We start from the raw sequence: 25,649 nt of genomic DNA, 5'->3' as shown, positions 1-25,649 counted from the left end.
GCTACTTGTCGCCCGCCCCCACACTGTCGTACTCAAAGTGTTCCGGAATCTCATACTTGTAGCTGTCGAGCCAGCGCTGCATGCTGCGCTCGCGCTCCTTGGGCGTCGCCGTCTGCGGTTTCTTCGACGCCTGCTGGTTGCGAGCCTGAAGCTGCAACCAGGTTTCAGTCCCCTTCTGCGCCTTTGATGATGGCCCCTCCTCAATGGCCTGTGCAGCCAATGGCAGGTTGCTCAATGCCAGCAGTAATACCCATCCAGGTTTCATATGCACCTCACTGTTGCACTGCCGCGACGTGATCAACCCTGGCCGGCGCTGGCGAGGTCGGCTTTTTCAATTGCTCGGCGCGGTACTTCGCTTCGCTGAACTGCGCGGGGCTCAACTTCAAGCGCGAGACCAGGTCGGCCGCCTGCTGCCATTTGTCCTGGTACAGCAGCAGGCTGACCAGATTGACCGCCGCCAGCGGGTTGTTGTCCTTGAGTTCGATGGCGGTCAGGAACTCGAACCGGGCCTGTTCGACGTTGCCGAGGTCGAGGTAGACCACGCCCAGGTCGTTGCGCATTTTCTCGTCGGTCGGCGCCAGGCGGACCGCGCGTAACAAGTGGCGCTCAGCCTGTACGTTGTCACCGCGCGCCGAGGCCAACTGGCCCAGACCATGCTCGCCTTCGGCCGCCAGGCACGTGCCGAGCAAGCTGCGATACAAGGGCTCGGCCTCGCTCCGACCGAGCAGGCGCCACACCTTGGCCTTGCGCAAACGCACCTGGGCCATGTCCGCCGGCAAGGCCTCGAGGTGCGCCAGGCTGGCGTGGGGGCGCCCCTCGGCGAGCATCTCGTCGGCCATGCTCAATGCCAGCTCCTGGCTCGAGTCGGGCTTGGCACAACTGGCCGTACTCCCGGCCAGGGCCGACCAGGGTACGCGGCCATCCGTAGCACAACCGCCGAGCATCAACAGGCTCATGATCATCACCACCGCTTTCATGCACGCATCTCCCTTCATGACGAAGCCAAGGCCCTGGCCAATGCCGTAAGACCAGGCCCGGCCAGCACGATCAGCAAGGCCGGAAACAAAAACACCATCATCACCACCGACATTTTCCCGGACATCTTCGAGATGCGCTCCTGCATGTCCGTCAGACGCCGGTCATCGAGCAGTTGTTTGAGCGCCAGCAGCGACTTCATCGCCCCGCCGCCCTGGGTGAGCAATTGCTGGAGGATCACGCAGGTATCGCTGAACGCCTCCACCGCCAGCAGCTGTGAGGTTTTCTCAAGCTCCGGTACCAAGGCCAGGCCAGAATCGACCCGCAGCAAAATGCCGCGCAACTCTTCGCTGAGCTCCGGCAGCAACTGCCGGCCCTCCTGGCTCAGCACCCGCAGCCCTTGCTCGACCGCAAGGCCCGACTCAAAGAGGATGCGCAGCAGGGAGATGAAGGTCGGAACCTCGCGGGCAACCTGTTGCTGGCGCCTGGACGCTGCCCATGCCAACAGGCGCTTGGGCAACAGGTAACCGATACACAGCGCAAACATCGGCATTACCAGCCAGGCCGTGGGGCTCTCGCGGTAGAAGGTTTCTTCGACCACCACGGCAATCCCCAGCGCAAGCAACGGCACGCCGATCTGGCAGGCGGCGAACACCGCCCGCTGGCGGCTGCGGCGCCAACCTATGCGATCGAGCAATTGCCGGGTTTCGCTGTCCAGGGTCTGCAGCCGTTGGGCAAGGTGACTGCTGCCCAGTTGATGCAGCCAATTGTCCAGGCGGTTGTCCCGGGCCAATTGCCCCTGCAGACGCAGCGCCACCAGCCGTTGCCGGCGTTGCTGGCGCAGCAACTGCCCGCACAACAGCACGAAGGCGGCAAAGAACAGAACGGCGCAGAGCATCAAGGCCATCTCACTGACTCCGCAACATGCGCCACAGCGCCAGGCAGCCGAACACCTGCAGGGCAAAGGCGCTGATCAACATGACCTGGCCGCTGCTGTCCTGCCACATGCTCAGCAGGTACTTGGGATTACTGAACAGGAAGTAGGCGGCCATGCTCACCGGCAGCGCCCCGAGCACCATGGCAGTCATGCGAGTTTCGCCGGTCATGGCTCGCAATTGCCGCGCGCCCTGCTCGCGCTCTCGGATGGTCTTGATAAGGTTTTCCAGCAGCTCGCTGGCGTTGCCGCCATAGCGGTGGTTGATGCGAAGCCCGAGGGCAAACAAGCGCAACTCGTCCTGGTCGTACAGCTCGGCCAGATCCTGCACGGCATCGTCCAGGCCCACGCCCATCTGTACGTTGCGACGCACCCGCTGCATCGCGCCTTGCAAGGGTTGCCTGGCGGCATCGATTGCCCCCAGCACGGCATCGTTCAAGGTGCGCCCGGCCTTGAGGCTGCGCACGCTGTGATCGAGCAGTTGCGGCAGCTGTTCGATCATGCGCTGGCGCCGACGGTGGTAGCGCCAGCCCAGGTACAGGCGAAACAGCAGCGGGCCGAGCAGCATCAGGCCCACACCTGCCACCCAGTTCAAGGCCACGCCAGCTATCAGCGACAGCAGCGCCCAGATCACCAACCACGACAGCAGGCGCTCGTCATGCCGCTCGAGGCCGGCACGTTGCAGCAGGCTGTCGAGCCAGTCGCGCCGGGGTGCAGCCAGCGCCGACGAAACCTCCTGTGCCTGGCCAAGGCGTTGCAGGATGCGTTCGGTCGCCGATTTGCGCATACCGGCATAGAACAATCGGATCGAGACGCCCAGCATCGCCAGGCAGATCAGGCCGAGCACCAGTGCGATCATGGCTGCGGCTCCGTGAACTCGCGACGCAGCTTGGCGCCGGCCGGGTTCGGGGCTTCCCGCATGAAGCCGCCCTCCCCCGTGCGCCGATCGAGTCGGAACAAGGTATTGGTGACATACACATCGTCACGCACTCCCACCACCTCCAGTACCTCGCTGACACAACGCCGGCCATCAGCCAGCCGGGTCAGTTGGATCACCACATCGAGCGCCGCGCAGATCATCTGGCGCAGGGTTTTCTCGGCCACCTGGCGTCCGGTCAGGCCCACCAGGGTTTCCAGGCGCAGCAGCGCATCCTGGGCGGTGTTGGCATGCACGGTGCTCATCGAACCATCGTGGCCGGTGTTCATCGCGGTCAGCACATCGAGCACTTCGACGCCGCGAATTTCACCGAGCAGAATGCGGTCGGGGCGCATCCGCAAGGCGTTGCGGATCAGCTCGCTGGCCTTGATCTCACCGTGCCCCTCGGCATTTGGCGGGCGGGTTTCCAGCCGCACCACATGGGGATGGTCCAGTTGCAGCTCGGCCACATCCTCGATGCTCACCAGGCGTTCGTGAGGGGTGATCAACTGGCTGAGGATGTTCAGCAACGTGGTCTTGCCGGTCCCGGTGCCGCCGCTGACCAGGATGTTGCAACGCTTGGCCACAGCCAGCCGGAGAAAATCCAGGATGTTCGCGTCGATGGTACGGGTGGCCAGCAGGTCGGCGCTCTTGAGCATGTCCTTGCGAAATTTGCGGATCGACAGGCACGGCCCGTCCAGCGCCACCGGGGGGATGATCGCATTGACCCGGCTGCCGTCGGGCATGCGCGCATCGACCATCGGCGAGGATTCATCCAGGCGGCGCCCCAGCGGCGCAAGGATGCGCTGCATCACCCGCTCCACATGGTGGGCATCGATAAACCGCAGGTCCGTCTGTTGCAGCACCCCGGCCCGCTCGATGAATACCCGGTGCGGGCCGTTGACCAGAATCTCGGTGACGCTGGCATCGCGCAGCAGCACTTCCAGCGGACCGAAGCCGGTCAGCTCATCGACGATTTCCTCGGCCAGGCGCTCCATCTCGTAGCGTGACAACGCCAGGTGCAAGCGGGCGATGTAGTCGCCCACCTGCTCGACCACGAACTGCGCCAGGGCGGGACGCGAACCTTCCAGCAAATTGCGCCCGCTGTCTTCGATGGCGTCGATGATGAACCGGTGCAAGGCCCGCTTGAGCCCCTGCGGGTCGTTGCCCAGGTTGTGCCGGAGTCCACCGAACAGCTCGTCGGTGCTGCTCATTTGTGCCCCCAGAGCCGATTGAGCCAGTTGCCCGACGGCTGCTTGTTGTGCTCCGTACGCCGGGCCAAGCGCTCGCCCAGGGCCTTGAGGTGGTGGGTGAGGTTTTCCCGGGGGGCCAGTTCGAACAAGGTCAGCCCCTGATTCTTGGCATTCAGGCGTACCTCGGGGCTGTAGGGCAACGCCACCAGCAGCGGCAGGCCATAACGCTTGCTCAAGGCCTCGGAGTCCGGTGCCACGCCCTTGAGGTAGCGGTCCACCAACAGGCTGGCATGCTCGAGCTTCATGCCCTTTTCTCGCCACGAGGTCAGTACATCGAGGTTGCGCCGGCACTCCATGACGTTCTGGTCGGTGTACCAGACCAGCTTGTCGCAATGGCTGACAAAGGTGCGCAAGGCTTCGCAATCGGTCTGGCCGGTGAGGTTCACCACAATGTGCTGGAAATGCTGGCGCAAGGCGCTGAGCAGCATGTACAGCTCAGCGGCGCTGGTGCGCTGCAGTGGTTCGTCGCCTTCGGCATAAGCCAGCAGGCGCAGGCCGGAACTCTCGCGGGTGAAGGCGCTGTCGATCAGGGTGTTGTCCAGGCGTCGCAAATGCCGGAGGGCATCGCCGAAATGAAACGAAGCCTCAAGGCCCAGCAGGGCCAGGCTGTCGCCACGTGGCAAGCCCAGGTCGAGCAGCAGGGTCTGCTGGCCGCTGCCCTGGACGACACGAGCAAGGTGCGTGGTAAGCAAGGCACCGTCGGACGCACACTGGCTGCCATACAGGACAGTCAAGCCGCCCAGGCTCGGGCTGCTGGTGACCGCCGGCAAGCGCTTGCCCAGCCGTCGTACCAGCCCGGCCACTTCGCTCGAGCGCGAGCCATAGGCGACAAAATCACGGGCCCCGGCACGCATGGCGTTGAGCACCAACTGGTTGTCCATGCCATCGCCCAGCGCAACGATCGCCAGCATCGGCTTGGCTTCGAGCACGCCTTCGATCAGGGCGCATTGGCTCACCACCTGCTCGCGGTCCAGGCCGACGAAGATCAGGTTGGCGAAGGTGACATCGATCAGCGCCAGCAGTTCGTCAAGGTTGCCACGGCCGGTGCCGACCACCTGCCCGATCGGCGCCAGGGCGCCTTGCAGCCATTGCAGGTCTTCGTCGTTACGCGTGATGGCAATAAAGGTCTGGCTCAGGTTCTCGCTCATTGGGATAACCCGCTGCGACCCTCGAAGTCGCCGTTTTCCAGGAAGAACAGTCGGCCCCAGCTCGGGTCGTAGTTGCGCAACCCTTCGCCGGGCAGCGACGGCAGTTGCGCATTGGCCGCCAGGGGCTGGACCAGGTGCGGCGTGACGATCATCAACAATTCGGTTTCATCGCGCGCCACGGTCGACTGGCGAAACAGCGCGCCGATGACCGGCAGGTTGCCCAGCCCCGGGAACTTGTCCACCGCCGAGCGGGTAGTACTGCTGATCAGGCCGCTGATGACGAAGCTCTCGCCATCGGCCAGGGAAATACTGGTGTCGGTGCGCCGTACCGTGAGCCCCGGGACCAGGGTGCCGGCGATGTTGACCGCCTTGCTGTAATCCAGCTCGCTGACCTCTGGCGCCACCTTGAGGTTGATACGGTCGCGGCTGACCACGGTGGGCGACAAGGCCAGGCGGATACCGAACTCCTTGTACTCGATCGACACGCTGTCGCTGCCACTGCTGGGCACCGGAATGGGGATCTCGCCACCGGCCAGAAAGCTTGCGGTCATACCGCTGAGCACCACCAGGCTGGGCCGCGCCAGAGTGTAGGCAAAGCCGCTGTTTTCCAGGGCATTGATGGCGGCGAGAAAGCGGCTGCTGCCGCCGCCAAAGACAATGTTGAACACATCGTTGTCGAGCGGGATGCCTGGGCGCACGTCAACGTACTGGCCGGGGACGGTGCTCACCCCCGGCACATAACCAGGCCTGACGACGGTATTGGGCACAGTACCGGGCGAGCCGAACAGGGCGTTGTTCGACCCCTTGAAGAACAACCGGGCGCCGGCTTCCTTGAACTTGGTGCGATTGACTTCGACAAAGCGGATATCGGCCTGTACCTGGCTAGGCAGCAATGGGTCCTGGGAAGGGGGCAAGGCGCTCTCGGCCATGTCGGCGGTGGCCACGCCCTTGACGAACAACATGGCCTGGCGCGGCACCTTGGAGCAGGCGGTCCAGAGCATCAGGCTGGTAGCGCCGGGAGCCAGTGCCGTCACCAATACGGCGTCATCGCCACTGGCTTGCACATCGGCGATTTTCGAATCGCCCACTGCGACCCGGGTGATGTTCACCGGCGCCCGCACCTCTTGCTGCAGGCCCTGGTCGATCTCGATCGCCGCCGGCAGCCGCTCCATCGCCGCACAACCGCCGCTGGCCGCCTGGGCCTGGGAAGCCAGCGCCGTGGAGCACAGCAACACGCACAACACTTGCTGAGTTACCTGCACGGAACGACTGCTCATTGAAGGGCATCCTGGCTGGTGGAATCAGGGGGTGGATGGGACGGCTTGATTACCTCGGATGATTTCCATGCCGCGGCGCGGCGCGGCACTGGCAACGGCCTGGGCCACTGGTGCCTGGGCCAGCTGGCTGAAGCGATAGAGTTCGCGGTTGGCCTTGTCCACTTCAGCCGCGCTGCCCTGTGGATCGGCCCAATAGCGCGCCAGGCGTTTTTCTTCGGCGCTACGTACAGCCAGGCGCAAGCTGCCGGTCTGGGCGGCGAGCATCAACCGACTGGCCAGCGCCTCGGGAACGGCCAGCACTACGGTGCGGGCGGCGCTGCGTTGCTGCTCCTGACGCGCTTTATCATCGAGCGGAGGGTTGATCGGCTTGCCGTCGTTGGCCAACCCGAGTTGCGTTCCGACACTCAGCAGCCGCAAGGCAGGCAGTACCACTTGAGCGGTGGCCTGGGGATTGAGATTGGCCTCGCGCAGGAAGAGCAGCACGTCTACGTAGTCGCCGGGGCTCAACTGACCGGCAGCGCCGATCACTTCGTCAACCGCGACCGCCAGCGCACGCTCATGGGGATGGATCATACGGGCCAGCGGTCCTCCGGCCTCGAAGCTGCCAGGTTCAAGCCAAGTGCCGGCAGGCAGGTTGCGCCAGCTGCTGCGGCCCACCACTTGCTCGAAGGTCTGGAAACTACCCGCGGGTGCCACCTGCAAGCGCTCCAGCAGCAAGTCGTCGGCGGTGAGGGGAGTAAAAGGCGCCACATCCCGGCGCAACACAACCACCGGTTGGCGCATTTCGTCGTTGGCGTTTTCGACCACCTGCTGGACCACCGGTGCGACAACGGGCACTGCCACCGGAGCCTCGACCGGACGGGTCAGCGCCAGGCCCCAATAACCCGCGAGCAAGGCGCCGACCAGAAAGAGTCCCGCAAGAATGATGGTGATTCGACTGCCCATGCCGGTACTCCTTTGTCTTGCCTGTCCCTTGCAACCGCCTTCGAACCGGCCAACGGGTGCCACAAACAGCAACTATTTCGCTATTTGAAGGTAGCGCAGTGAGGACAAAACGCCATTACCCGCCAGAATTTTTTCCGTCGTAATGCTGACAGCCCCCTGAATCAACGGCTTACTGGCGCCAGTTTCCGCACTATCGCTTTAGTATTAATGCCTTCTTACATTTGCTGGTTTTTCAGCGGTTGACGATGCTGTGGTGGCAAAGGGGAATCATCGAACCGACCCCTGCCATCTGCGCCGTTGTGCGCAAGGAGAAGTGCCATGCGTGTATTCCGGATTCTCAAGAGCTGCAAAGAATTCTTCTATCGCAAGGACGGGGCGTCAGGTATCGAATACGCCATCGTGGCAGCGATGGTGGCAGTGGCGTTGACGGCGTTCATTCCGACCATTTCCACAAACGTGGCAGGGGTGATGAAAAAGGTGGAGACGGCCCTGGTTGATTCCAATAAACCGGCTGCCCCTACCACTCCTTGATAGGGAAGCCAGCCACATCCACCCCCACCAAAGGAATGACCATGCCGACCACACGTCAACAGATTCTCCTGGTGGATGACGAGCAGGATGCCTTGCTGGAGCTGGCCGAACTGCTGGAGGGCGAGGGTTTTTGCTGCCACACGGCGACCTCGGTGAAACTCGCCCTGCAACAGCTCACCCGCCACCCGGACGTGGCGTTGGTGATCACCGATTTGCGCATGCCCGAAGAGAGCGGCATCTCACTGATCAAGCGCCTGCGCGAGCACACCGCGCGCCAGCACCTGCCGGTGATCGTCACCTCCGGGCACGCCGACATGGACGACATCAGCGACCTGCTGCGCCTGCAGGTACTGGACCTGTTCCGCAAGCCCATCTATCACACCCGCCTGCTGGAAACCCTCGACAATCTCTTCCCCAAGCCACGCCTGCACCTGGTGAACTGACGTCCTCCCGCTCCTACAACGCATCACTACAGCTGGTAGCTGAAGCTCAAGGTGTACCGTGGCCGACGGTTGAAGCTGTCCAGGGCGATGTCCGACATCGGCTTGGCCGCTTCGAGGGAGATGTTGTAATAGCGCGCGTCACCAAAGCGCATCCCCACTGCCGCCGACGACAGCCGGGAGTCGCGCACCTCCAGCTCGTTGAACCAACTGCGCGCCGCATCCAGCACCACATACGGCTGCAGGATCTTCAGCCAGTCGCCCTCGCGCTTGAAGCTGTAGTTGACCTCATAGGCCGCACCCCAGCCCTTGTCGCCCGATGCCTGGTCGCTGGGATAGCCACGGCCGAAGCTCTGCCCGCCAAACACGGCCCGCTCGCTGTCAGGCAGGCTGTCGCCACTCCAGTACAACGCCGCCGACGCCACGCCCTGCCAGTTGTCGAAGAACCGGTCGCTCTGCACGCCCGACAGGCGCAGGCGCAAAAAATCCAGGTCGATGTCGCTGTCGGTCTTCGCCCCCAGGTAATCCAGCCCCTGATAGGCACCGACACTGACGATACGCAGTTGCCGGGCGTGCGCCACGCGCCAGTCGCCCTCGAAGGCCAGGGCCCGAAGGTCGGTGCGGCTGCTGATCTTGAGTGGAAAGCCGACGACCCGATAGTCGGTGTTGTCATTGACCGCATAGAGGCGCGCCGCAACGCTGAGCCATTCGTTGGGCGAGGCAATCAGCGTTTGCCCAAGGCCAATCGAATAGCGATCGTTCTCGCGGTGCTGCTTGAGGTTGATGCCGTTGTTCAGGCGCACCAGGGCGCTGGGGTCACTGCGGTACTGCGAGGCCGACAAGGTCAGCTGGCTGCCTTCGCTGTCCAGGTACTGGGCGTAGTCCAGGCGATAGTAGTGTTCATGATCATCCCCCGGTGGGAACAGGGCGCTGAAACTCACCTGCTCGGCCAGCGAGGTCTGGGCGTTGCTGCTCACCCCCACCAGCGCCTGAATGTCGTCGCGGCTGCCGTCGGTCAGGTTCAGGGTCGATGTGAAGGGCTTGCGCGAGGCCTGGGCGATCAGTTTGGTGGCACCGTCGGTAGTGCCCGGCGGCGGCACCTGCGCCTGGAAAGTGATGCCAGGCACCCGGCTCATCAAGGAGGTATAGCGCTCGAAGGACTGGCGCGTGAGGGGGCGCTCTGCCTTGAGTTTACTGAACAGTTTGTCCAGGTACGCGGATGCCGGGCCGACATCGCCTTGCAGCTCGAAGTCGCGGATATAGCCTTCGACCAGCACCACCCGTACACGCCCGTCGGCAAAGTCCTGGGGCGGCAGGTAGGCGTACGAAAGCAGGTAGCCGTCGTTTTGATAACGCTGAGTCAGGCGACGGGTCGCCTCAATCAGTTCGGCCAGGGTGACTTCGCGGTTGACCAGGTCCTGGTAGTTGTCACGCAGGTCACTCAAGGGGTAGATCGTACCGCCCTCGATGCGCACCTTGCGCACCATCACCCGGGTACTCATCAGCAGGGGTTGCTGCTGGGGGACGGGCGCTGGGGTTTGCAGGTCCGGCGTGGCGGGCCTGAAGGCATCCGCCGGCAGGTTGGGCGCCGGCAGGCTGCGTTCGACATCGTTGCTGTTGAGAAAACTTGGCAGGGGCTCTGCACTTAGCACGCTTGCCCAGGACAGACCCAGAATCGCAACTGCCAATGGACGCATTGGACGCTCCATGTTCCCGAAAAATACGAGGGAACCCAGGTGGTTCCCTCGTCAGACTCAAGCGTAGGTGTTGCCCGAACAATCGTCTAATGCCGGCGCATGCTTCAATGCTGCGCCCCTGTCAGACCATTCTTGAGGCCACCTGTCAGCCCATTGAGCGCACCACCCAGGCCACCGCCTTGTTGCCCCCCGCTGGTGAGCAGGCCGCCCACCTGATCGACAGTTTTACCCACTTCGTTGACGGTAGCCCCCACGGTGCTGACCACCGGGTTGCTGCTGGCCGCATCCACCTGATTGCCCAGGCTGCTGACCGCCCCGCCGACCTTGCTGACCAGATTGTCGACCGGTGCACCAATGCCAGTCGCCGCACCCACTTGCCCGGTGACACTGGCGACGCTGGTAACGACCGGCGTAACCGCAGCGCCCACATTGCTGGTGAGTGCCGCGGTCGGCACGCCCGCGCTGGCGCTGGCCACGCCGTTGCCGCCCACCAGCGTGCCCAGTGAAGCCACGGTATTACCCACGGCGGCAGCGGCACCGCCCGTGGTGCTGAGCAAGGCGTTATTGCTGCCGGCATCAAGACCGGTGCCCACACCGGCCACCGCGCCGCCGACAGTTTCCAGCAGGCCTGGCTTGCCGCCAGGGCCATTCACCAGTTCGCCGGAGGTGCCGGTTGCACCGCCCACAGTGCTGACCAGGTTGCCCACTGCAGTGGTCAGCGGGTTGCCGCCACCCGCGCTGGCGATCTTGTCACCCACACCGTCGAGCGTACCGCCCACCTTGTTGACCACCGAATCCAGCGGGCCACCGAGCTTGGTCTGGCTGCCCAGGTTGTTGGTGGTGTTTTCCACCAGCGAGACCACTGGGACCAACACTTTATTACTCAGGTTGTCATTGAGGCTGCCCAAGGGGCCGGTGGTGCTCTGGGTGCTCAAGGTATCGCCGAGCATAGTCACGGCCTGCCCGACATTGCCAACCACCGTGTTCACCACGGGAATGTGCTCGATCAGGTCGCTGCCGCCCAGTTGCTTCACACCGCCGCCAAGATCCGACACACCCTGGCCGACACCGGCTACCGTGGTACCGATGGCATTGCCACCGGTACCCAGCTGGCCGAGACCCTCACTTACCCCGGTACCGATGCTGTTGACTGCCGTGCCCGTGGAGGTCACCAGCCCACCGGCGCCAGTACTGCCCACTACCGGCAGCGAATCCACGACCGTACCTACGCCGGCAACACCCGTACCGACACCGGCCACGGCGCTGCCCACCTGGTCAACCACCTGGCCCGTGACCAAGGGTGCGGTAGTGCCGCCGCCCGGGTCGCCGCCTGGATTGCCGGTACCGGGGTTTCCGCTCCCGGGATCAGTGCCACCAGTGCCTCCGGTGCCTCCGGTGCCACCCGTACCGCCCGTACCGCCTGTACCGCCTGTACCCGTGCCGCCACCCGCCAGCCCGCCGTCGCCTGTTCCGCCCGTGCCGCCGGTGCCGCCGGTGCCGCCACCTGCGGTTCCATCACCGCTGCCAGCGGTCCCGGTGTCGGTACCGGCCTCGGTGGGTGTCGAACTGTCGACATGGCTCCTGGAGCCACCGCCACCGCTGCTGCATCCACCCAGGCTCACCGCCAGGATCAGGGCCAGGGCCGTACTTGCTTTCCACGCTTGCGTTTTCATGGGCGACTCCGTTGCCGCTGCTCGTTGTTGGAGAGCGACGCACGCAGCGCCATTCTCCGTTGCGAGCATCTGAGCGCGGGCATTGACGGCAGGCAATTCAGAACTTGGTATTAACCCCTTCTATACCTTTGAACAGGAAAAAACCGGGCTTACGATTCAACGGCTTACGTGCCAGGCATGCAGATTTCGAGGCGTACTCCACTTTGGCGCTATATCCAATTGAAGGGGCTCCTGGTCCCTTACTCATTGATCTGGAACTCGACCCGAGCGGTCTGCCCACTTTCGTCCAGCGCGCTCAACTCGACCCGCCCGGCCTGCTCGAACCGCGCACTCAAGCGCTCCTGGCCAACCGACTCACCTAACGGCACGCCATTGAGGAACCACCAACGCTTGCCGCTGCCGCCCAGTGCCGACACGTCCAGGCGCAACGGCTCGCTACTGGTGGCCGGACGACGCAGCTCATCGCCCTGGCGAACGCCGACGATGGACAGCGGTGGCGAGCTTGCCGGTACGTGGGGCGCACAGCCCGGATCGACCTTGGGCAGCCGCGCTTCACGCCGCTCCGCCCGGGGCAGCCAGGGCTCCAGGGGCGCTGGCCACAAGGCGACCTCCCGGGCCGTGGCACCGGCACAGCTGGCATCGACGCGCAGCCCTTGGGCGTTGACCCACACGGTTTCGCGCAAGCCCACGCTCAACGGTTGGTCGGCCGCCTGCAGGGTGGGCGGTGTGGTGCCGTCCAAGGTCCAGGCAAACCGCTGGCGCCGGCAATTGGCATCCTGGCGCGCCAGGGGTTGCCCCAACGGCCAGCAGATCGCCGCCACCCCGACATTGGCCGGTACTGCCGCCACCGGTGCGGCAATGCCCCGCTGGCTGTCGCGGTTACTCAACACATCGTGGACCTGCAGCATCAGCGGCGCCGCCGAAGCCAGGCCGAACTGCCCGGGCACCGGCGTGCCGTCGGGCCGGCCGATCCAGATACCGATCAGGTAACGCGGCCCGACGCCTATCGACCAGGCATCCCTGAAGCCATAACTGGTGCCGGTCTTCCAGGCCAGCAGCGGACGCTGCACCAACTCGGCATGGGGATCGCGATCCGGGCGTGCCTGGCCACTGAGAATGCGCCGGATGATCCAGGCACTGCCGGCCGACAACAACCTGCGTTCGGCCAGGGGCGCGTCCGGCTGCAAACGGATCGGCGCACTCAAGCCTCCCCGGGACAACGCGCCGTAGCCGGCTACCAATTCTTCGAGGCGACTGCCGGCACCGCCCAGAATCAGCGACAGGTTCGGCTCGGCCAGGGGCGGCAAGGTCAACGGCACGCCGCCGCTGCGCATCTGCGCGGCGAAGCGCTTGGGCCCATAGGCTTCAAGCAATTGCACCGCCGGCAGGTTCAACGACAGCGCCAGGGCGGAGCTGGCCGCCACCGGGCCACTGAAGCCCATGGAAAAATTGCCTGGCCGGTAGTCGCCATATCGCCTGGGCACATCCTGCAAAAGGGATTCGGAATGGATCAGGCCATCATCCATGGCCATGCCATAAAGGAAGGGCTTGAGGGTCGAGCCCGGGGAGCGCAACGCAGTGATCATGTCGACATGGCCAAAACGGCGCTCGTCGTTCAGGTCTACCGACCCCAGGTAGGCGCGCACCGCCATGTTCTGCGCTTCGACCACCAGGATCGCCGCCGACGTGCGCTCGGGCAGGCGCGCCCGCCAGCCCAGCAACAGGTCTTCCAGGCGGCGCTGCATCGAGGCATCGAGGGTGGTGCGAATCAACGGTGGGCTGTGCGGCCTGTTCAGGCGCCGGGCCAGCAAGGGTGCGAGCGCCGGCTCCTGCCTGGGCGCCAGCAGCAGCGGCTCTTCCAGGGCCTCGGCCACCCGTTGCCGCGGCCATACCTGGTAGTCGAGCAGGCGCTGCAGCACCTTGTCGCGGGCCACCTGCGCGCGCGCCGGATGGCGATCGGGACGCAAGCGGCTCGGCGCCTGGGGCAGCACAGCCAGCAACGCCGCCTCGGCGGGCGTCAGGTGCAGTGGTGACTTGCCCAGGTAGGCCCAGCTGGCGGCAGCCACACCCTGCAAGGTGCCACCAAAGGGCGCGCGATTGAGGTAGATCTCCAGAATCTGCGCCTTCGACAGGTGCCATTCCAGCTGCGCGGTGCGCCACAACTGACGCAACTTGCCGGGCAAGGTACGCGGGTGTGGATCGAGCAGGCGCGCCACCTGCATCGACAGCGTGCTGCCCCCCGACACCACCCGGCCACCGCGCAGGTTTTGCCAGGCGGCCCGACCCAGGGCCAGTGGGTTGATACCGGGGTGGTGATAGAACCAGCGGTCCTCGTAAGCCAGCAGCGCCTGCAAGTAGAACGGCGAAACCTGGTCGCTGCCGACCGGATAACGCCACACACCTTCGGCATCGGCAAATCGCCAGAGGGGGGTGCCGTCTTCGGCCAGCACCACCCGCGCCAGGTCATCGGCGGGCAGCGGCAATGGCCACAGCCGATCGGCGCCCCACAACACGGCGCACAGCAGCACCACGGCGCCTGCGGTGGCGCTCAGCCGTTTCGCCATTGGACTGCGCGGGCGAGCTAAGATGAGCATCGGGCAACCTTGTCGCGGGTAGAGAGCAGGGAACCGACCTGGCCGGTTAATGGCCAAAGCCTTGGCAACGGCAGACTCGCCGATTCGATCATCAGGAAGCAACTATGCATGTAGAAGGTTTTTTCGAGTGGCTTGGTCAGGCACTGGGGGCGTTGATCCGCTTTGTGGTCGACGGCCTGAGCGGGCTGTTCAACCTTTTGGCCAATGCCGGTGGCAACTTCATCGATGGCCTGGCGCGCACCTTGGGCATGGACACCTCGCTGGTCAGCATCATCGCCCTGATCATTGGCCTGATGCTGCTGTACTCGGCCATCCGTGCCTTCATGCGCGCCTCGATCATCCTCGGCATCATCTGGCTGGTGCTGGGCCTGTGGGTGCTGAGCTGGATCATTCACTGAGCTATCGCGGGCAAGCCCGCTCCTACCGGTACCTGTAGGAGCGGGCTTGCCCAGCGCTTACCGGGCCTTCACTACCAGTTCGGCGGTTGTCTCGCCCACCGCCTGAAGATTGGGCCGGTACATCGACTCCACTTGCGGCGGCGGCACCCGGTAGGTACCCGGAGTGACGGCACGCGCCAGATACAGCAGGTGGGTGGTGCCATAGCCTTCCAGGTTCAGCGCCGCCACGTAGCGATCATCACGAAACTCCTGGTGCACCACGTTGGCGTTCTGCATCGACTCGCGCCACTGCTTCACGGCGCTACTGGCGTTCTCGAGGCTCGCCGCGCTTTGCGCCAGGTTCTGGTTTTCGAGCTCAAGACCGGCAGGCAGCAAATCGACCACCAGGGCATCCGGCACCCGCGATGACGAGGTCAGCGCCAGGTGCACCAGTACCAGGTCACCGCTTTTGAGCGTCCGCAAGTCCAGCGCCTGGCCATTCATGCCCAGGTAGTCGCGGCGGATGGTCATGCCATTGCTGCTGGCCGCCGGTGCCTGGCGCGGGTAGCCAGATACCGTAAGTTGCTGGAACAGCGTGTCGCTGCCCTGGTTCTGCACGGTCAGTGGCGAGGCGAGCAGCGGGCCTTCCAGCTTCAGCCCCGACTGCGCCGCATCCAGCTCACGCACTTCCCCGGCGCTGTCCAGGCGTGCCGTCCATTTGCCTTCGGGCTTGCCCAGCAGGCCACGGCCGGCGAGGAACAGCGCATTGCGCTCCTGGGTCGACAACCAGCGATTGGCCGCCAATTGATCCGACAGCTCGAACAGCCGCGCATCGAGGGTGTTGCTGGCCAGGTTGTTCTCTTCAAGCAAGGCCAGGATCAGCGCCTGGTCGCGCACCGGGCTGCCATAGTCACCCAGCCAGTCGTCGCTACTGCGGCTGACCGCAAGGCCGGCCTGCAAGGCTTGATCGGCCCGTGGCTTGTCGCCCATCTTGTCCAGGGCGATGGCCAGTTGCACCAGCGGTAAACCGGAACGGGCATCGCTGCGCCGCTCGAACAGGCTGCGCAGCGCACCCAGTGGCGCCTGTTGCGTACGCGCCAGCACCAGTGCGGCATAGGCCTGTACGGCAAAGCGGCTGTGCTCGGCGTTCTTGCTGTAGCTGACTTCGATCAGGTTGCGCTCCTGCAGGTAGCGCAGCAGGCGTTCACTGGCCTTTTTCAGGGCTTCGGCCGGTACCGCATACCCCTGTTCGCGGGCACGCAACAGAAAGTCGGTGACATAGGCGGTCAGCCAGTACTCCTCCTCGTCATCCGCACTCCACAGGCCGAAACTGCCGTTGTAGCGCTGCATGCCGAGCAGGTGCTCGATACCCATCTCGACCTTGCGCTTGCGTACCTCGGCGGGCTCGCCGGTGATACCCAGGCGCTTGAGCGTTGCGGCATCGGCGTAGAGCGAGGGGTACAGGCCGCTGGCCGTCTGCTCCAGGCAGCCATACGGGTAGGCTTCCAGGGCGCGGATCTGCTCGGCGAGGTTCAATGGCGGCCGACTGGACAATGCCAAGGTGGCCTCGAGGCCCTCGGGCTCGAACGCCGCCAGATCGCCCTCCGGCAAGCTCCAGGGCTGATCCTTGAGCGCTACCCGGTAGTGCTTGAGCATGGCCGGATATGCCGGGCGGATACCCAGGGTCCAGTCTCGGGTGAAGGCCGCCGCCGGTTCACCCGGCAACTGCAGCCCCAGCACCTCGACCTTGACCTTGCCCTGCCCCAGGCCGCCATTGGCCTGCACGGGCACCAGCAAGGTGACACGCTTGCCCTGGGTCAGGTCCAGGCTCTGCTCGGCGGCGCCAAGCAGGCTCAATTGACCTTCGGTGCTCAGGCGCACGTTAAGTTTTTGCGCCTGCCCCGACAGGTTCGACAGGTCCAGCGCCAATGTGGTGCGGTCACCACCGGCCAGGAAACGCGGCGCCGAAAGCTCGGCAATCAGGGGGGCGGCAACCACCGTCTTGCCTTCGGCCACGCCATAGCGCTCGTCGGTCCAGGTCTGGGCCATCAGGCGCAGCTCGCCGTTGAAGTCAGGGATATCGACGGTGGCTTCACCTTCACCCTGTTCGTTGAGCGTCACCGGCGCACTCTGCTGGGCGACGATGGTGACGCTGGTCGCGGGGCGCTTGCCGCCCTTGGCCATGGCCGCGTCGCCACCAAACGCCAGGCTGGCCAGGCGCCCCTGCCCGGCCTCGATCAACTGGCCATAGATATCCAGCTGGTCGGCGCCATAGGCCTTGCGCCCGAACAGGCCGGTGAACGGGTCCGGGGTCGAGTAGTCGGTGATGTTGAGGATGCCCACGTCCACCGCCGCCAGCAGCACGTGCACCTGCTTGGGTACGCTGCCGTCGGCATTGCGCGCCTGCACCTTGACGGTCAGCGGCTGTTTGGGGCGCATCTTTTCCGGTGCCGAAAGGGTCACGGCCAGCTTGCGCTCGGCGCGGTCCAGAGCCAGGTGCAACACACCGATCGCACGTTTTGGCGTGGCGTTGACCTTGCGTTCGCCGGGGCGAATAACCAGCGCACTGACATACAAGTCGTGGCGGGCCCACTTGGGGTCAAGCTTGACGGCGAACGTCTTGCCCTCGGCCGGTACATCGATTTCCTGCCACCACAACGGCCCGTCGCTGGATTCGACCATCAGGTAGCCGGTACCGGCCGCAGGCGGGGTCACGGTGATATTGGCGGTTGCGCCATCGGCATAGGACGGTTTGTCCAGGGCCAGCTTGACCTGGTCCGGCCGCACCGCACCGCCGTCGGCGTTGTCCTGGGCGCGGTAGCCCGCCCAGAAGCGGGCGCTGGACACCAGGCCCGTCTGCGGGTCCTCGACCTCGACACGGTAAGGGCCCCACTCCACCTGGAAGTTGAGCCGCGCGGTGCCGCCCGCCTTGACGCTGACGGTCTCCTCGCTCTGGGTCAGGAATTTTTCGTTGAAGTTGTAACTCCAGCCGTCGCTCTGGGAGTAGTTCCAGTAGTAGTCACGGCGCTCGCGTACCAGGCGTACCTTGAGGTTGTCGGCGGCCAGCTTGTTGCCCTCGCGGTCGGCCACCAGCACTTCGAATTCCACGGGGCCATCGCTGTCGGTTTCTTCTCCGTCGAACAGCCCACGCAGCCCCGGCAGGCGCTCGGCAGGCCAGATCGGCTGCTCCAGGCGCCGGGTGATCGGACGGCCACCCGACTCCTGCAAGCTGGCCTGCACGGTCAATTGCAGCGGCGAACGGGCCTCGGCCCATTTACTCTCGATGCTCAGGGTGGTCTTGCCGCTGGCATCCAGGTTGACCTCGTCCAGCTCCAGGTCCTGGGTAAGCTCCTGCTCGGTGATCGAGCCGAACTGATAACCCGGCAGTGCCGGCACCGCCTCACGCAGCGGACGCACATAGGCCTGGCCGCTCAAGCGGTTGCCCGAGGCCGGGGCGCCATAAAGATAACGGCCCTGCACCTCGATTTCGGCGGTTTGCTCCGGGCTCAGGGGCGCATCGCTGCCCTTGAGCTCGAGGGCCAGGCGCTCGGGCAAAAAGTCCTCGACGAGAAATTCATAGATCTGCTTCTTGCCACCACCCAGATCGAAGAGCAGCTGCCAGCGGCCCGTCGGGGCTTCGCCAGCCAGTTGCAGCTGATACTGGTACAGGCCGTTGCTGCCTGGCTCCCAGACGAACTTGCGGCTGATCTGCTCGTCGGGACGGCGCACTTCCACGGTTACCGGCTGCGGCTTGAGCGGGCGACCATCCTGATCGCGCAGCAAACCGTTGAGCAGCACGGTTTCACCTGGGCGGTACAGGTCGCGCGGGCCGAATACAAAGAACTGCAGGGGGTTGGCCTGGGGGCCGGTAATGTCGAATTCGGCCAGGTCCAGTGCCGCGTTGTTCAGACGCAGCAGGGTGGTGTGCACGCCCTGGTGGGCCAGCAGCACTTCGGCCTTGGGTGGCATCGGCAACTGCGCATGGCCGTCGCTGTCGGTCTTGCCCTGGCCGAGCACGCGGCCCTCGGCATCGAGCAGTTCGAGGCTGACGCCGCTCAGGGCCTTGCCGCCTTCCAGGCCCTGGGTGAAGACGTCCATACGGTTCTGGTAGCGGTGGGCCGACACGCCGATGTCACTCAAGGTGAACAGGGTCGCCGGCTGCGAGTAGTCATAGGTACCGGAGGCGCGCATCACGGCCAGGTATACCCCCGGCTCCTGCAACGGCTTGATGCCGGCGATGGGCAGCAGCACGGTTTCACGGGTATTGCGTGCGGGGTTGAGGTCGAAGCGGCCACTGTAGACCAGTTCGGCCATGTCCAGGGTTTCCTTGGACTGGTAGTAGTACAGGCTGCTGTTGCGGCCCCAGGCACTGAGGAAGGTGGCGAGGGATTCTGGCTTGATGCGGAAGAACTCGACATCGACCTTGTCGACGTTCAGGGCGATCACCGGCAGGCCTTCGGCCAGGCGGGTCGGCAGCAGCGAACCCCGGCTGGCAAAACCGATGGTGGCCTGCATGTCACGGGTTTCCAGGCGGCTCACCGACTCGGTTGCAAGGCGCTTGCCATTCACCGCCTGCAGGCCGGCATCGACCGTCAGCACCAGCTTGCGCTGGGGTTCCAGGTGGCGCAGGCGTAGCTCCATGCCGTTGTCGGCGAGCTCCCAGGCACCGTCGACCTTGCCTTTGACGGTATCGACCAAGTGCACTCGGTCGGCAAAGTTCTGCTCGGTGTCCAACGGCACCGAGAACGTCAGGGACAACGCACTGGCGCCATCGACCTGGACTTCGGACACATCCACCACGCTCAACTCGCGACCGGCATAACGCTGGGCCAGGGTTTCGGCGCTTTCGCGCGCAGGCTTGGGCGCCGGGGCGGCCTCCTCGGTCGCGGCGGGCGTTGACGCGGTGACGGGCTTGTCTGGGGCAGACGAGTCGCAGGCACTGAGCAAGGCCAGCGCGCAGGCCAGCAACAATCCTTTGTTGAGCATGGAAGTAACTCTTTGGCAGCGGGTTCTGAAGAAAGAACTATATATCACCCACGCAATGCGAGCGCGGCGACGCCCAGCTCAGACCGCACTTGAGGGATTTGGTGCCCGCAGCAGCTACAATGTCCGGCTTGCCTGGAGCCGACATGTCCCGATTGCTGACCGACTGGCGCGACCGCCCCACCCACACCAAGGTGTGGGCCCTGGCCGCGCCGATGATTCTCTCGAATATTTCCGTACCGCTGGTGGCGTTGGTCGACAGCGCCGTCATCGGCCACCTGCCCCACGCCCACCAGCTGGGGGCCGTAGCCGTGGGCGCCAGCCTGTACACCTTCCTGGCCTGGGTGATGGGCTTCTTGCGCATGGGCTCCACCGGCTTCGCCGCCCAGGCGGCCGGGCGAGCCGATGGCGCCGGCTTGCGCCAGGTGCTGGTGCAAGGCCTGATCCTGGCGATGCTGTTCGCCCTGTTGCTGGGCTTGCTGGCCGTGCCCTTCAGCCACCTGGCGCTGCAATTGATGCAGCCGTCGGCGGCGCTGGAGCAATCGACCCATGACTTCTTCCAGACCCGTCTGCTGGGCTTGCCCGCGGCGCTCGCCAGTTTTGCCCTGGTCGGCTGGTTCCTCGGCACCCAGAACGCCCGCGCGCCCCTGGCCATCCTGCTGACCACCAACCTGCTCAATATCGCCCTGAACCTGTGGTTCGTGCTGGGCCTGGAATGGGGTGTGCTGGGCTCGGCCCGCGCCTCGGTGATCGCCGAGTGGAGCGCTGCCCTGCTGGGCCTGGCACTCACCCGCCCGGCGCTGCGCGCCTACCCCGGCCGAATCGCCTGGGCCCTGCTGGCCCGCTGGCAAAGCTGGCGACCGCTGCTGGCGGTCAACCGCGACATCTTCATTCGTAGCCTGGCCCTGCAGGCGGTGTTCTTTTTGATCACCGTGCAAGGTGCCCGGCTGGGTGAATCCACGGTTGCCGCCAATGCCCTGTTGCTCAATGGCCTGCTACTCACCGCCTACGCCCTCGACGGCCTGGCCCATGCAGTCGAAGCCTTGTGTGGACATGCTATTGGCGCCGGTGATCGCCAGGCACTGCGCCGCTCGCTGACCGTGGCCTGCGGCTGGTCGCTGCTGGCCAGCAGCGGCTTTGCCGTGCTGTTCCTGTTAGGTGGGCACCTGTTCATCAACCTGCAGACCGACATCGCCAGCGTGCGCGAAACGGCGTACCAATACTTGCCGTACCTGGCACTGCTGCCGCTGGTGGCGGTGTGGAGTTACTTGCTCGACGGGTTGTTCATTGGCGCGACGCGGGCGCGGGAGATGCGCAATGCCATGCTGGTCAGCGTGATCATCGCCTTGCCGTTCGCCTGGCTGGCCACGGGGTTGGGCAACCATGGACTGTGGATGGCGTTCTTGCTGTTCATGGCGCTGCGGGCAGTGACACTGGCGCTGATGGGGTGGCGGTTGCACCGCAAGGATGGGTGGTTCGCGCAGCGCTGAAACGCATCGCGGGGCCAGCGGCATCACCATAAAGAATGGATATGCCAACCGACCCCGCAATCACATCAGCTCGACAGGTAGGACGAGCGGGTCAGCCCGAGGCGCAACGCATCCAGGAACTGGGTACGTTCACGCGCCGTGATCTTGGCGCTGGCGCACTTGTCACGGTAGTGCGTCATCAACTCCTCCGGCGACAGGTGCACATAGCGCAGCATGTCCTCGATGGTGTCGTGGGTCTCGATGCCGGCGTGATACACACTGCCGTTCGGGTTCTGGTAGATGTTCACCGAGTCGGTATCACCGAACAGGTTGTGCATGTCACCCAGAATTTCCTGGTAGGCGCCCACCAGGAAAATGCCCAGCAGGTAGTCCTCGCCCTCGTTGATCCCGTGCACCGGCAGGCTGGTCTCGATGCTCTGCTCGTCGACGTACTGGTTGATCTTGCCGTCGGAGTCGCAGGTCAGGTCTTGCAGCACCGCGCGGCGCATCGGCTCTTCGTCCAGCCGGTGCAGCGGCAGGATCGGCAACACCTGGCCGATGGCCCAGGTATCGGGCAGGCTCTGGAACACCGAGAAGTTGCAGATGTACTTGTCGGCCAGCTTGTCGTTGAGCTCGTCCAGCACCTGGCGGTGCGAGCGCTGACGGGCCTTGAGCGAGTTGTGCAGGCGACGGCAGACGGCGAAGTAGCACTGCTCGGCCAGGGCTTTTTCGGCCAGGGAGATCTTGCCGTCGGCGTACTGGGCGGCCACGTCGCTCATGTAGTGGGTAGCGCGCCAGTAGGTCTCGGTGACCATCTCGATGTCGGTCGGGCCCAGCAGGGCCGCCAGCCACTGCACGGTTTCCGGCAGGCTTTCGGCGTTCTCGATCACCGGCACTTCGTCGTTGTGCTTCTCGACGTCGGTTACCTGGACCACCAGCATGGCGTGGTGGGCGGTCAGCGCACGGCCGCTTTCCGAGAAGATGTGCGGATGCGGCAGGCCCTGGGCATCGCAGAACTCCTTGAGCATGCCGACCACGACACCGGCGTAGTCGTCCATGTCGTAGTTGATGGAGCTTGCATTGCGCGAGTGGGTACCGTCGTAGTCGACACCCAGGCCACCGCCGACGTCGATGTGGTCGACCGGCAGGTTCAGGGCGCGCAGTTCACCGTAGTAACGGATCGCTTCCTTGAAGCCATGCTGGTAGTCGGCGAGGTTGGCGATCTGCGACCCCATGTGGAAGTGCAGCAGGCGAATGCCCTGGTCCAGGCCGGCATCGCGGAATCGCTGGACCACCGAGATCAGCTGTGCAGCCGACAGGCCGAACTTGGACTTCTCGCCACCGGTGTCGGCCCACTTGCTCGACGCCAACGACGACAGGCGCACGCGCAGACCGACCTGCGGCTTGACCTTGAGGTCGGCCGCTTCTTCGATCACCAGCGCCACTTCGGACTCTTTCTCGATGACGATGAATACGTTGTGGCCCAGCTTCTGGCCCATCAGCGCCAGGCGAATGAACTCACGGTCCTTGTAGCCGTTGCAGACGATGGTGCCGCCCTTGGGTGCCAGGGCCAGCACGGCCAGCAGCTCAGGCTTGGAGCCGGCCTCGAGGCCGATCGACACGTTCTGGGTGGCGATGATGTTTTCCACCACCGCCTCTTGCTGGTTGACCTTGATCGGGTACAGCGCGGTGTACTGGCTCTGGTACTCAAGGCGCGCGATGTTGGCATCGAAGGCGCCGGTCAGCTGGCGCACGCGGTCTTGCAGGATGTCCGGGAAACGCACCAGCAGCGGCAGCGACAGGCCGCTCTTGCGCAGCTCGTCGACCTGTTCGAACAGGTCGATCGGGGCACTGCCTGGCCCGTTGGGGCGAACTTCGACGCGGCCGGCCTCGTTGATTGCGAAGTAACCGGCCCCCCAATGGCGAATCCCGTAAACACTGCGGCTGTCCGCAACTGTCCATTGGCTGCCATCGTCTTTGCGTGTGCGTCGTACGGACATTGAAGTCCCCTATATAAAAAGTCGAAAAACACTGGCCAGCAGTCGGCGGGCGCAGTGTAAAACCTGGAAATGACGATTTTCCGTGTTCAGGGATAGACCCTTCCTACGGGAACGAGTTTAGAAAGCGAATTGCAAAAAATCGCGATGCAGTCTTCAGCCGCCGGACTTTTTCGCTTTGAAGCCTTGTTTGATCAGCTCTGCCAACAACAGCTCGACGTGATCGCCCTGGATCTCGATGACCCCGTCTTTCAACGCGCCGCCGGTTCCGCAGCGACGCTTGAGCGTGCTGGCCAGGTCCTTGAGCTGTTCCAGGGGCAGCGGTACACCGCTGATGGTCGTCACCGTCTTGCCGCCACGGCCTTTGCTTTCGCGGCGCACGCGAGCAATGCCATCGCCTTCGGGGATGAGCGTCTGTTTGCAGATGCAGGCATCTATGGGTTTGCTGCAGTCCGGACAATGCCGGCCTGCATCAGTGGAGAACACCAGGCCACCGAGGGCGGCGAATGATGCGGCTTTCTTGGCCACTTTTGATCCTCGTAAGGTGAGGACAAAAACTGGTCGACGCCCCGGGCAGGGTACCGACCGCGAAGCCCCACTCTGGCAGGGGCAGCGCAACTGCCACACCAGGGTGCGGCAGCCTTAAAAGGCCGCGCAGTGTAACGATAAATGCCGCGATTGCTAAGTACAAAACTGCGCCATTTTGCACAGGTTTAGCGACGTCAGGCTTGACGGTCGATATAGCGCTGCAGGGCAGCCAGCGAATCGGGGCAGTACGGCTGCTGCCGGCTGTCGGCCAGGGCCTGTTCGAGGGGCAGAAAGCGCGCTTCGCTGACCTCCTCCGGCTGCAGGCGCAAAGGCCCGTCCCAGACAGCCGAGAACACGGCGCACCAGAGCCGGTTGCCAGGCTGGTCGAAGAAAAACCGCTCGTGGAAGATCAGTTCGACTCCGGCCACGCCCAGTTCCTCTTCCAGCTCGCGGGCAGCCGACTCGGCAAAACTCTCGTCGGCCTGCACCATGCCGCCGGCGGCGACATCCCAGTAGCCCGGATAGATGGCTTTGCTTTGCGTGCGTCGGTGCACGCACAGTTCACCGGCCGAGTTGAACAACAGGATGTAGGTACCGCGACCGATCAGGCCCTTCTCGCGCAACTCGACACGGGGCAAGGCCCCCAGCGGCTGGTCGTGTTCGTCTACCCAGGCGATCAGTTCGGCGTCGGAGGCAGCGCGATGCGCCGCCTCTTGCTTGGAGATGGCCATCGATCAGCCCTGGGACAGCAACTGGCGCAGGTCGATCACTGCAGCGTTGGCACGGGAGATGTAGTTGGCCATGACCAGCGAGTGGTTGGCCCACATGCCGAAGCCGCTGCCATTGAGCACCATCGGGCTCCACAGCGGTTCCTGGGAAGCTTCCAGTTCACGGATGATCTGGCGCACGCTCACGGTGGCGTTCTTCTTGGCCAGTACATCGGCGAAGTCCACTTCGATGGCGCGCAGCAAATGCGACAGCGCCCAGGCCTGGCCGCGGGCTTCATAGAACACGTTGTCGATCTGCAGCCATGGCGTCTCGACCACTTCCTCGTCCAGTTGCGGCGCCTGGCCTGCAACCACGACTTCGGTCTTCAGGGTGCTGTTGAGCTTGACCCGGCCGACACTGGCCGACAGCCGCTGCGACAACGAGCCCAGGCGCGTGGCGACATCGCCCAGCCAGTTGTTGAGGTTGTCGGCACGCGTGTAGAACAGCGCACCGGGCTGATCCGGCGCTGCCAGGCGGTTCTGGTAGCGGGTCAGGGAGTTGATGCCTTCCTGGAACTCGGACTCGCTCGACGGCAGGATCCAGCTCTTGTTGTCGAAGTTGAAGCGCGGCTCGGCCTTGGCCAGGTCCGCATCTTCAGTGGACTGCGACTGCGAACGGGCGAAGTCCTTGCGCATGGCTCGGCTCAGGTCGCGTACCTGGACCAGCACGCCATATTCCCAGCTCGGCATGTTGTCCATCCACAGGCCTGGCGGGAAGCGGTCGTTGGAGATGTAGCCGCCCGGCTTGTGCAGCAGGGTACCGGCAACGGTCTTGAGGGTTTCGACGGTGGTGTAGCCCACCACCATCTGCTTGCCGGTCTGCTCGGCGGCAATCTGGGCGTTCTGCTGGACCGGGAACAGGTCAGGCTCGGCGCTCCAGTACCAGCCCAGGGCCACGCACACCAGCAGGTAGATCCCGATCAGCGAGCCCAGGGCGCGGCTGAAGAACAATCCGCCAAAGTAGCTACGGGTGGCGGCACCGCGGGGTTCGACCCGCTCGCGCGCCTCGGCTTTGCCTGTACGGTTTTTCCAGTCCAGCATGGCGTTGTCCTTTATGTCACGTCGGTTCAAGGGGTTCGACCGCAACCCCCGGGCTTCGTGCCAGCGCTATGCGAGCTTTGTGCTGCGCGCCGCCTGCCGGGGTG

Annotated in this window: 20 protein-coding genes; 4 read left to right on the top strand and 16 right to left on the bottom strand. The window is 64.5% G+C overall.

Annotation, left to right across the window (positions count from 1 at the left end; all coding sequences use genetic code 11):
• Position 1: 1 nt before the first annotated feature.
• From NPS58_RS22630 to cpaB, 8 genes are read right to left on the bottom strand one after another with little or no spacing between them, the layout of a single operon-like run.
• Positions 2 to 265 carry a DUF3613 domain-containing protein gene (locus tag NPS58_RS22630; RefSeq protein WP_274117485.1) on the bottom strand — a complete coding sequence of 88 codons (264 nt, stop codon included), beginning with the start codon at positions 263 to 265 and terminating at the stop codon, positions 2 to 4.
• Between the two features lie 7 nt (positions 266 to 272).
• Positions 273 to 977 (bottom strand): hypothetical protein, encoded by a 705-nt coding sequence (locus NPS58_RS22625; protein ID WP_274117484.1) that lies wholly within the window; start codon positions 975 to 977, stop codon positions 273 to 275.
• Between the two features lie 14 nt (positions 978 to 991).
• The gene (locus NPS58_RS22620) at positions 992 to 1,882 is read right to left on the bottom strand and encodes a type II secretion system F family protein (RefSeq protein ID WP_274117483.1); all 891 of its coding nucleotides are present in this window, start codon (positions 1,880 to 1,882) and stop codon (positions 992 to 994) included.
• Between the two features lies 1 nt (position 1,883).
• A complete protein-coding gene (locus NPS58_RS22615; RefSeq protein WP_274117482.1) occupies positions 1,884 to 2,768 on the bottom strand; it encodes a type II secretion system F family protein in 885 nt (294 codons plus the stop codon).
• Positions 2,765 to 4,039, bottom strand: a complete 1,275-nt coding sequence (locus NPS58_RS22610; protein WP_274117481.1) for a CpaF family protein — start codon at positions 4,037 to 4,039, stop codon at positions 2,765 to 2,767. The genes NPS58_RS22615 and NPS58_RS22610 overlap by 4 nt, the downstream gene beginning before the upstream one ends.
• Positions 4,036 to 5,226 carry a pilus assembly protein gene (locus NPS58_RS22605; protein WP_274117480.1) on the bottom strand — a complete coding sequence of 397 codons (1,191 nt, stop codon included), beginning with the start codon at positions 5,224 to 5,226 and terminating at the stop codon, positions 4,036 to 4,038. The genes NPS58_RS22610 and NPS58_RS22605 overlap by 4 nt, the downstream gene beginning before the upstream one ends.
• On the bottom strand, positions 5,223 to 6,503 hold the full coding sequence (locus tag NPS58_RS22600) for a type II and III secretion system protein family protein (protein ID WP_274117479.1): 1,281 nt from the start codon (positions 6,501 to 6,503) through the stop codon (positions 5,223 to 5,225). Before NPS58_RS22600 ends, NPS58_RS22605 begins: the two co-directional genes overlap by 4 nt.
• A 24-nt stretch (positions 6,504 to 6,527) precedes the next feature.
• Positions 6,528 to 7,448 carry a Flp pilus assembly protein CpaB gene (gene cpaB / locus NPS58_RS22595; protein ID WP_274117478.1) on the bottom strand — a complete coding sequence of 307 codons (921 nt, stop codon included), beginning with the start codon at positions 7,446 to 7,448 and terminating at the stop codon, positions 6,528 to 6,530.
• A gap of 318 nt (positions 7,449 to 7,766) precedes the next feature.
• Between cpaB and NPS58_RS22590 the strand changes: the two genes are divergently transcribed.
• Both NPS58_RS22590 and NPS58_RS22585 read left to right on the top strand, forming a co-directional pair.
• A complete protein-coding gene (locus tag NPS58_RS22590) occupies positions 7,767 to 7,979 on the top strand; it encodes a Flp family type IVb pilin (protein ID WP_274117477.1) in 213 nt (70 codons plus the stop codon).
• 35 nt (positions 7,980 to 8,014) lie between these two features.
• Complete coding sequence (locus NPS58_RS22585) at positions 8,015 to 8,422, top strand: response regulator (RefSeq protein WP_274117476.1); 408 nt, start codon at positions 8,015 to 8,017, stop codon at positions 8,420 to 8,422.
• A 26-nt stretch (positions 8,423 to 8,448) separates the two neighbouring features.
• On the opposite strand, the gene NPS58_RS22580 is transcribed toward NPS58_RS22585, so the two are convergent.
• From NPS58_RS22580 to pbpC, 3 genes are all read right to left on the bottom strand, one after another.
• Positions 8,449 to 10,116, bottom strand: coding sequence for a ShlB/FhaC/HecB family hemolysin secretion/activation protein (locus tag NPS58_RS22580; RefSeq protein ID WP_274117475.1), 1,668 nt, complete (start codon positions 10,114 to 10,116; stop codon positions 8,449 to 8,451).
• Positions 10,117 to 10,220: 104 nt separating this feature from the next.
• A complete protein-coding gene (locus NPS58_RS22575) occupies positions 10,221 to 11,789 on the bottom strand; it encodes a collagen-like triple helix repeat-containing protein (RefSeq protein ID WP_274117474.1) in 1,569 nt (522 codons plus the stop codon).
• Between the two features lie 239 nt (positions 11,790 to 12,028).
• Entirely contained in the window at positions 12,029 to 14,353 is a 2,325-nt protein-coding gene (pbpC, locus tag NPS58_RS22570) for a peptidoglycan glycosyltransferase PbpC (RefSeq protein WP_425313111.1), read from the bottom strand.
• Between the two features lie 134 nt (positions 14,354 to 14,487).
• On the opposite strand from pbpC, the gene NPS58_RS22565 reads away from it, so the two are divergent.
• Complete coding sequence (locus NPS58_RS22565) at positions 14,488 to 14,781, top strand: hypothetical protein (protein ID WP_133216558.1); 294 nt, start codon at positions 14,488 to 14,490, stop codon at positions 14,779 to 14,781.
• Between the two features lie 57 nt (positions 14,782 to 14,838).
• Here NPS58_RS22565 and NPS58_RS22560 read toward each other — a convergent pair whose 3' ends face one another.
• Complete coding sequence (locus NPS58_RS22560) at positions 14,839 to 19,746, bottom strand: alpha-2-macroglobulin family protein (RefSeq protein WP_274117471.1); 4,908 nt, start codon at positions 19,744 to 19,746, stop codon at positions 14,839 to 14,841.
• Between the two features lie 143 nt (positions 19,747 to 19,889).
• On the opposite strand from NPS58_RS22560, the gene NPS58_RS22555 reads away from it, so the two are divergent.
• Positions 19,890 to 21,233 carry an MATE family efflux transporter gene (locus NPS58_RS22555; protein ID WP_274117470.1) on the top strand — a complete coding sequence of 448 codons (1,344 nt, stop codon included), beginning with the start codon at positions 19,890 to 19,892 and terminating at the stop codon, positions 21,231 to 21,233.
• A gap of 65 nt (positions 21,234 to 21,298) precedes the next feature.
• Here the strand turns inward: NPS58_RS22555 and speA are convergent, their stop codons facing one another.
• From speA to NPS58_RS22535, 4 genes are all read right to left on the bottom strand, one after another.
• Entirely contained in the window at positions 21,299 to 23,212 is a 1,914-nt protein-coding gene (gene speA / locus NPS58_RS22550; protein WP_274117469.1) for an arginine decarboxylase, read from the bottom strand.
• A 153-nt stretch (positions 23,213 to 23,365) separates the two neighbouring features.
• A complete protein-coding gene (locus NPS58_RS22545; protein WP_010221702.1) occupies positions 23,366 to 23,737 on the bottom strand; it encodes a translation initiation factor Sui1 in 372 nt (123 codons plus the stop codon).
• A gap of 194 nt (positions 23,738 to 23,931) precedes the next feature.
• Entirely contained in the window at positions 23,932 to 24,468 is a 537-nt protein-coding gene (locus NPS58_RS22540) for an NUDIX hydrolase (protein WP_274117468.1), read from the bottom strand.
• Between the two features lie 3 nt (positions 24,469 to 24,471).
• The gene (locus tag NPS58_RS22535) at positions 24,472 to 25,545 is read right to left on the bottom strand and encodes a DUF2333 family protein (RefSeq protein WP_274117467.1); all 1,074 of its coding nucleotides are present in this window, start codon (positions 25,543 to 25,545) and stop codon (positions 24,472 to 24,474) included.
• Positions 25,546 to 25,649: the final 104 nt, after the last annotated feature.

Source organism: Pseudomonas putida, assembly GCF_028682455.1.
Taxonomy (GTDB): Bacteria; Pseudomonadota; Gammaproteobacteria; order Pseudomonadales; family Pseudomonadaceae; genus Aquipseudomonas; species Aquipseudomonas putida_AA.
The sequence above is the reverse complement of the archived record's forward strand: the minus strand, read 5'-3'. Positions and strand labels throughout refer to the sequence as shown.

Excerpts from the sequence above, each read along its gene's own strand:
- NPS58_RS22580 (WP_274117475.1), bottom strand. The coding sequence starts at position 10,116 with ATGCGTCCATTGGCAGTTGCGATTCTGGGTCTGTCCTGGGCAAGCGTG.
- NPS58_RS22555 (WP_274117470.1), top strand. The coding sequence starts at position 19,890 with ATGTCCCGATTGCTGACCGACTGGCGCGACCGCCCCACCCACACCAAG.
- NPS58_RS22535 (WP_274117467.1), bottom strand. The coding sequence starts at position 25,545 with ATGCTGGACTGGAAAAACCGTACAGGCAAAGCCGAGGCGCGCGAGCGG.
- NPS58_RS22575 (WP_274117474.1), bottom strand. The coding sequence starts at position 11,789 with ATGAAAACGCAAGCGTGGAAAGCAAGTACGGCCCTGGCCCTGATCCTG.
- NPS58_RS22600 (WP_274117479.1), bottom strand. The coding sequence starts at position 6,503 with ATGAGCAGTCGTTCCGTGCAGGTAACTCAGCAAGTGTTGTGCGTGTTG.
- cpaB (WP_274117478.1), bottom strand. The coding sequence starts at position 7,448 with ATGGGCAGTCGAATCACCATCATTCTTGCGGGACTCTTTCTGGTCGGC.
- NPS58_RS22560 (WP_274117471.1), bottom strand. The coding sequence starts at position 19,746 with ATGCTCAACAAAGGATTGTTGCTGGCCTGCGCGCTGGCCTTGCTCAGT.
- NPS58_RS22585 (WP_274117476.1), top strand. The coding sequence starts at position 8,015 with ATGACCATGCCGACCACACGTCAACAGATTCTCCTGGTGGATGACGAG.
- NPS58_RS22540 (WP_274117468.1), bottom strand. The coding sequence starts at position 24,468 with ATGGCCATCTCCAAGCAAGAGGCGGCGCATCGCGCTGCCTCCGACGCC.
- NPS58_RS22610 (WP_274117481.1), bottom strand. The coding sequence starts at position 4,039 with ATGAGCAGCACCGACGAGCTGTTCGGTGGACTCCGGCACAACCTGGGC.
- NPS58_RS22630 (WP_274117485.1), bottom strand. The coding sequence starts at position 265 with ATGAAACCTGGATGGGTATTACTGCTGGCATTGAGCAACCTGCCATTG.
- pbpC (WP_425313111.1), bottom strand. The coding sequence starts at position 14,353 with ATGGCGAAACGGCTGAGCGCCACCGCAGGCGCCGTGGTGCTGCTGTGC.
- NPS58_RS22565 (WP_133216558.1), top strand. The coding sequence starts at position 14,488 with ATGCATGTAGAAGGTTTTTTCGAGTGGCTTGGTCAGGCACTGGGGGCG.
- NPS58_RS22590 (WP_274117477.1), top strand. The coding sequence starts at position 7,767 with ATGCGTGTATTCCGGATTCTCAAGAGCTGCAAAGAATTCTTCTATCGC.
- NPS58_RS22620 (WP_274117483.1), bottom strand. The coding sequence starts at position 1,882 with ATGGCCTTGATGCTCTGCGCCGTTCTGTTCTTTGCCGCCTTCGTGCTG.
- speA (WP_274117469.1), bottom strand. The coding sequence starts at position 23,212 with ATGTCCGTACGACGCACACGCAAAGACGATGGCAGCCAATGGACAGTT.
- NPS58_RS22615 (WP_274117482.1), bottom strand. The coding sequence starts at position 2,768 with ATGATCGCACTGGTGCTCGGCCTGATCTGCCTGGCGATGCTGGGCGTC.
- NPS58_RS22625 (WP_274117484.1), bottom strand. The coding sequence starts at position 977 with ATGAAAGCGGTGGTGATGATCATGAGCCTGTTGATGCTCGGCGGTTGT.
- NPS58_RS22605 (WP_274117480.1), bottom strand. The coding sequence starts at position 5,226 with ATGAGCGAGAACCTGAGCCAGACCTTTATTGCCATCACGCGTAACGAC.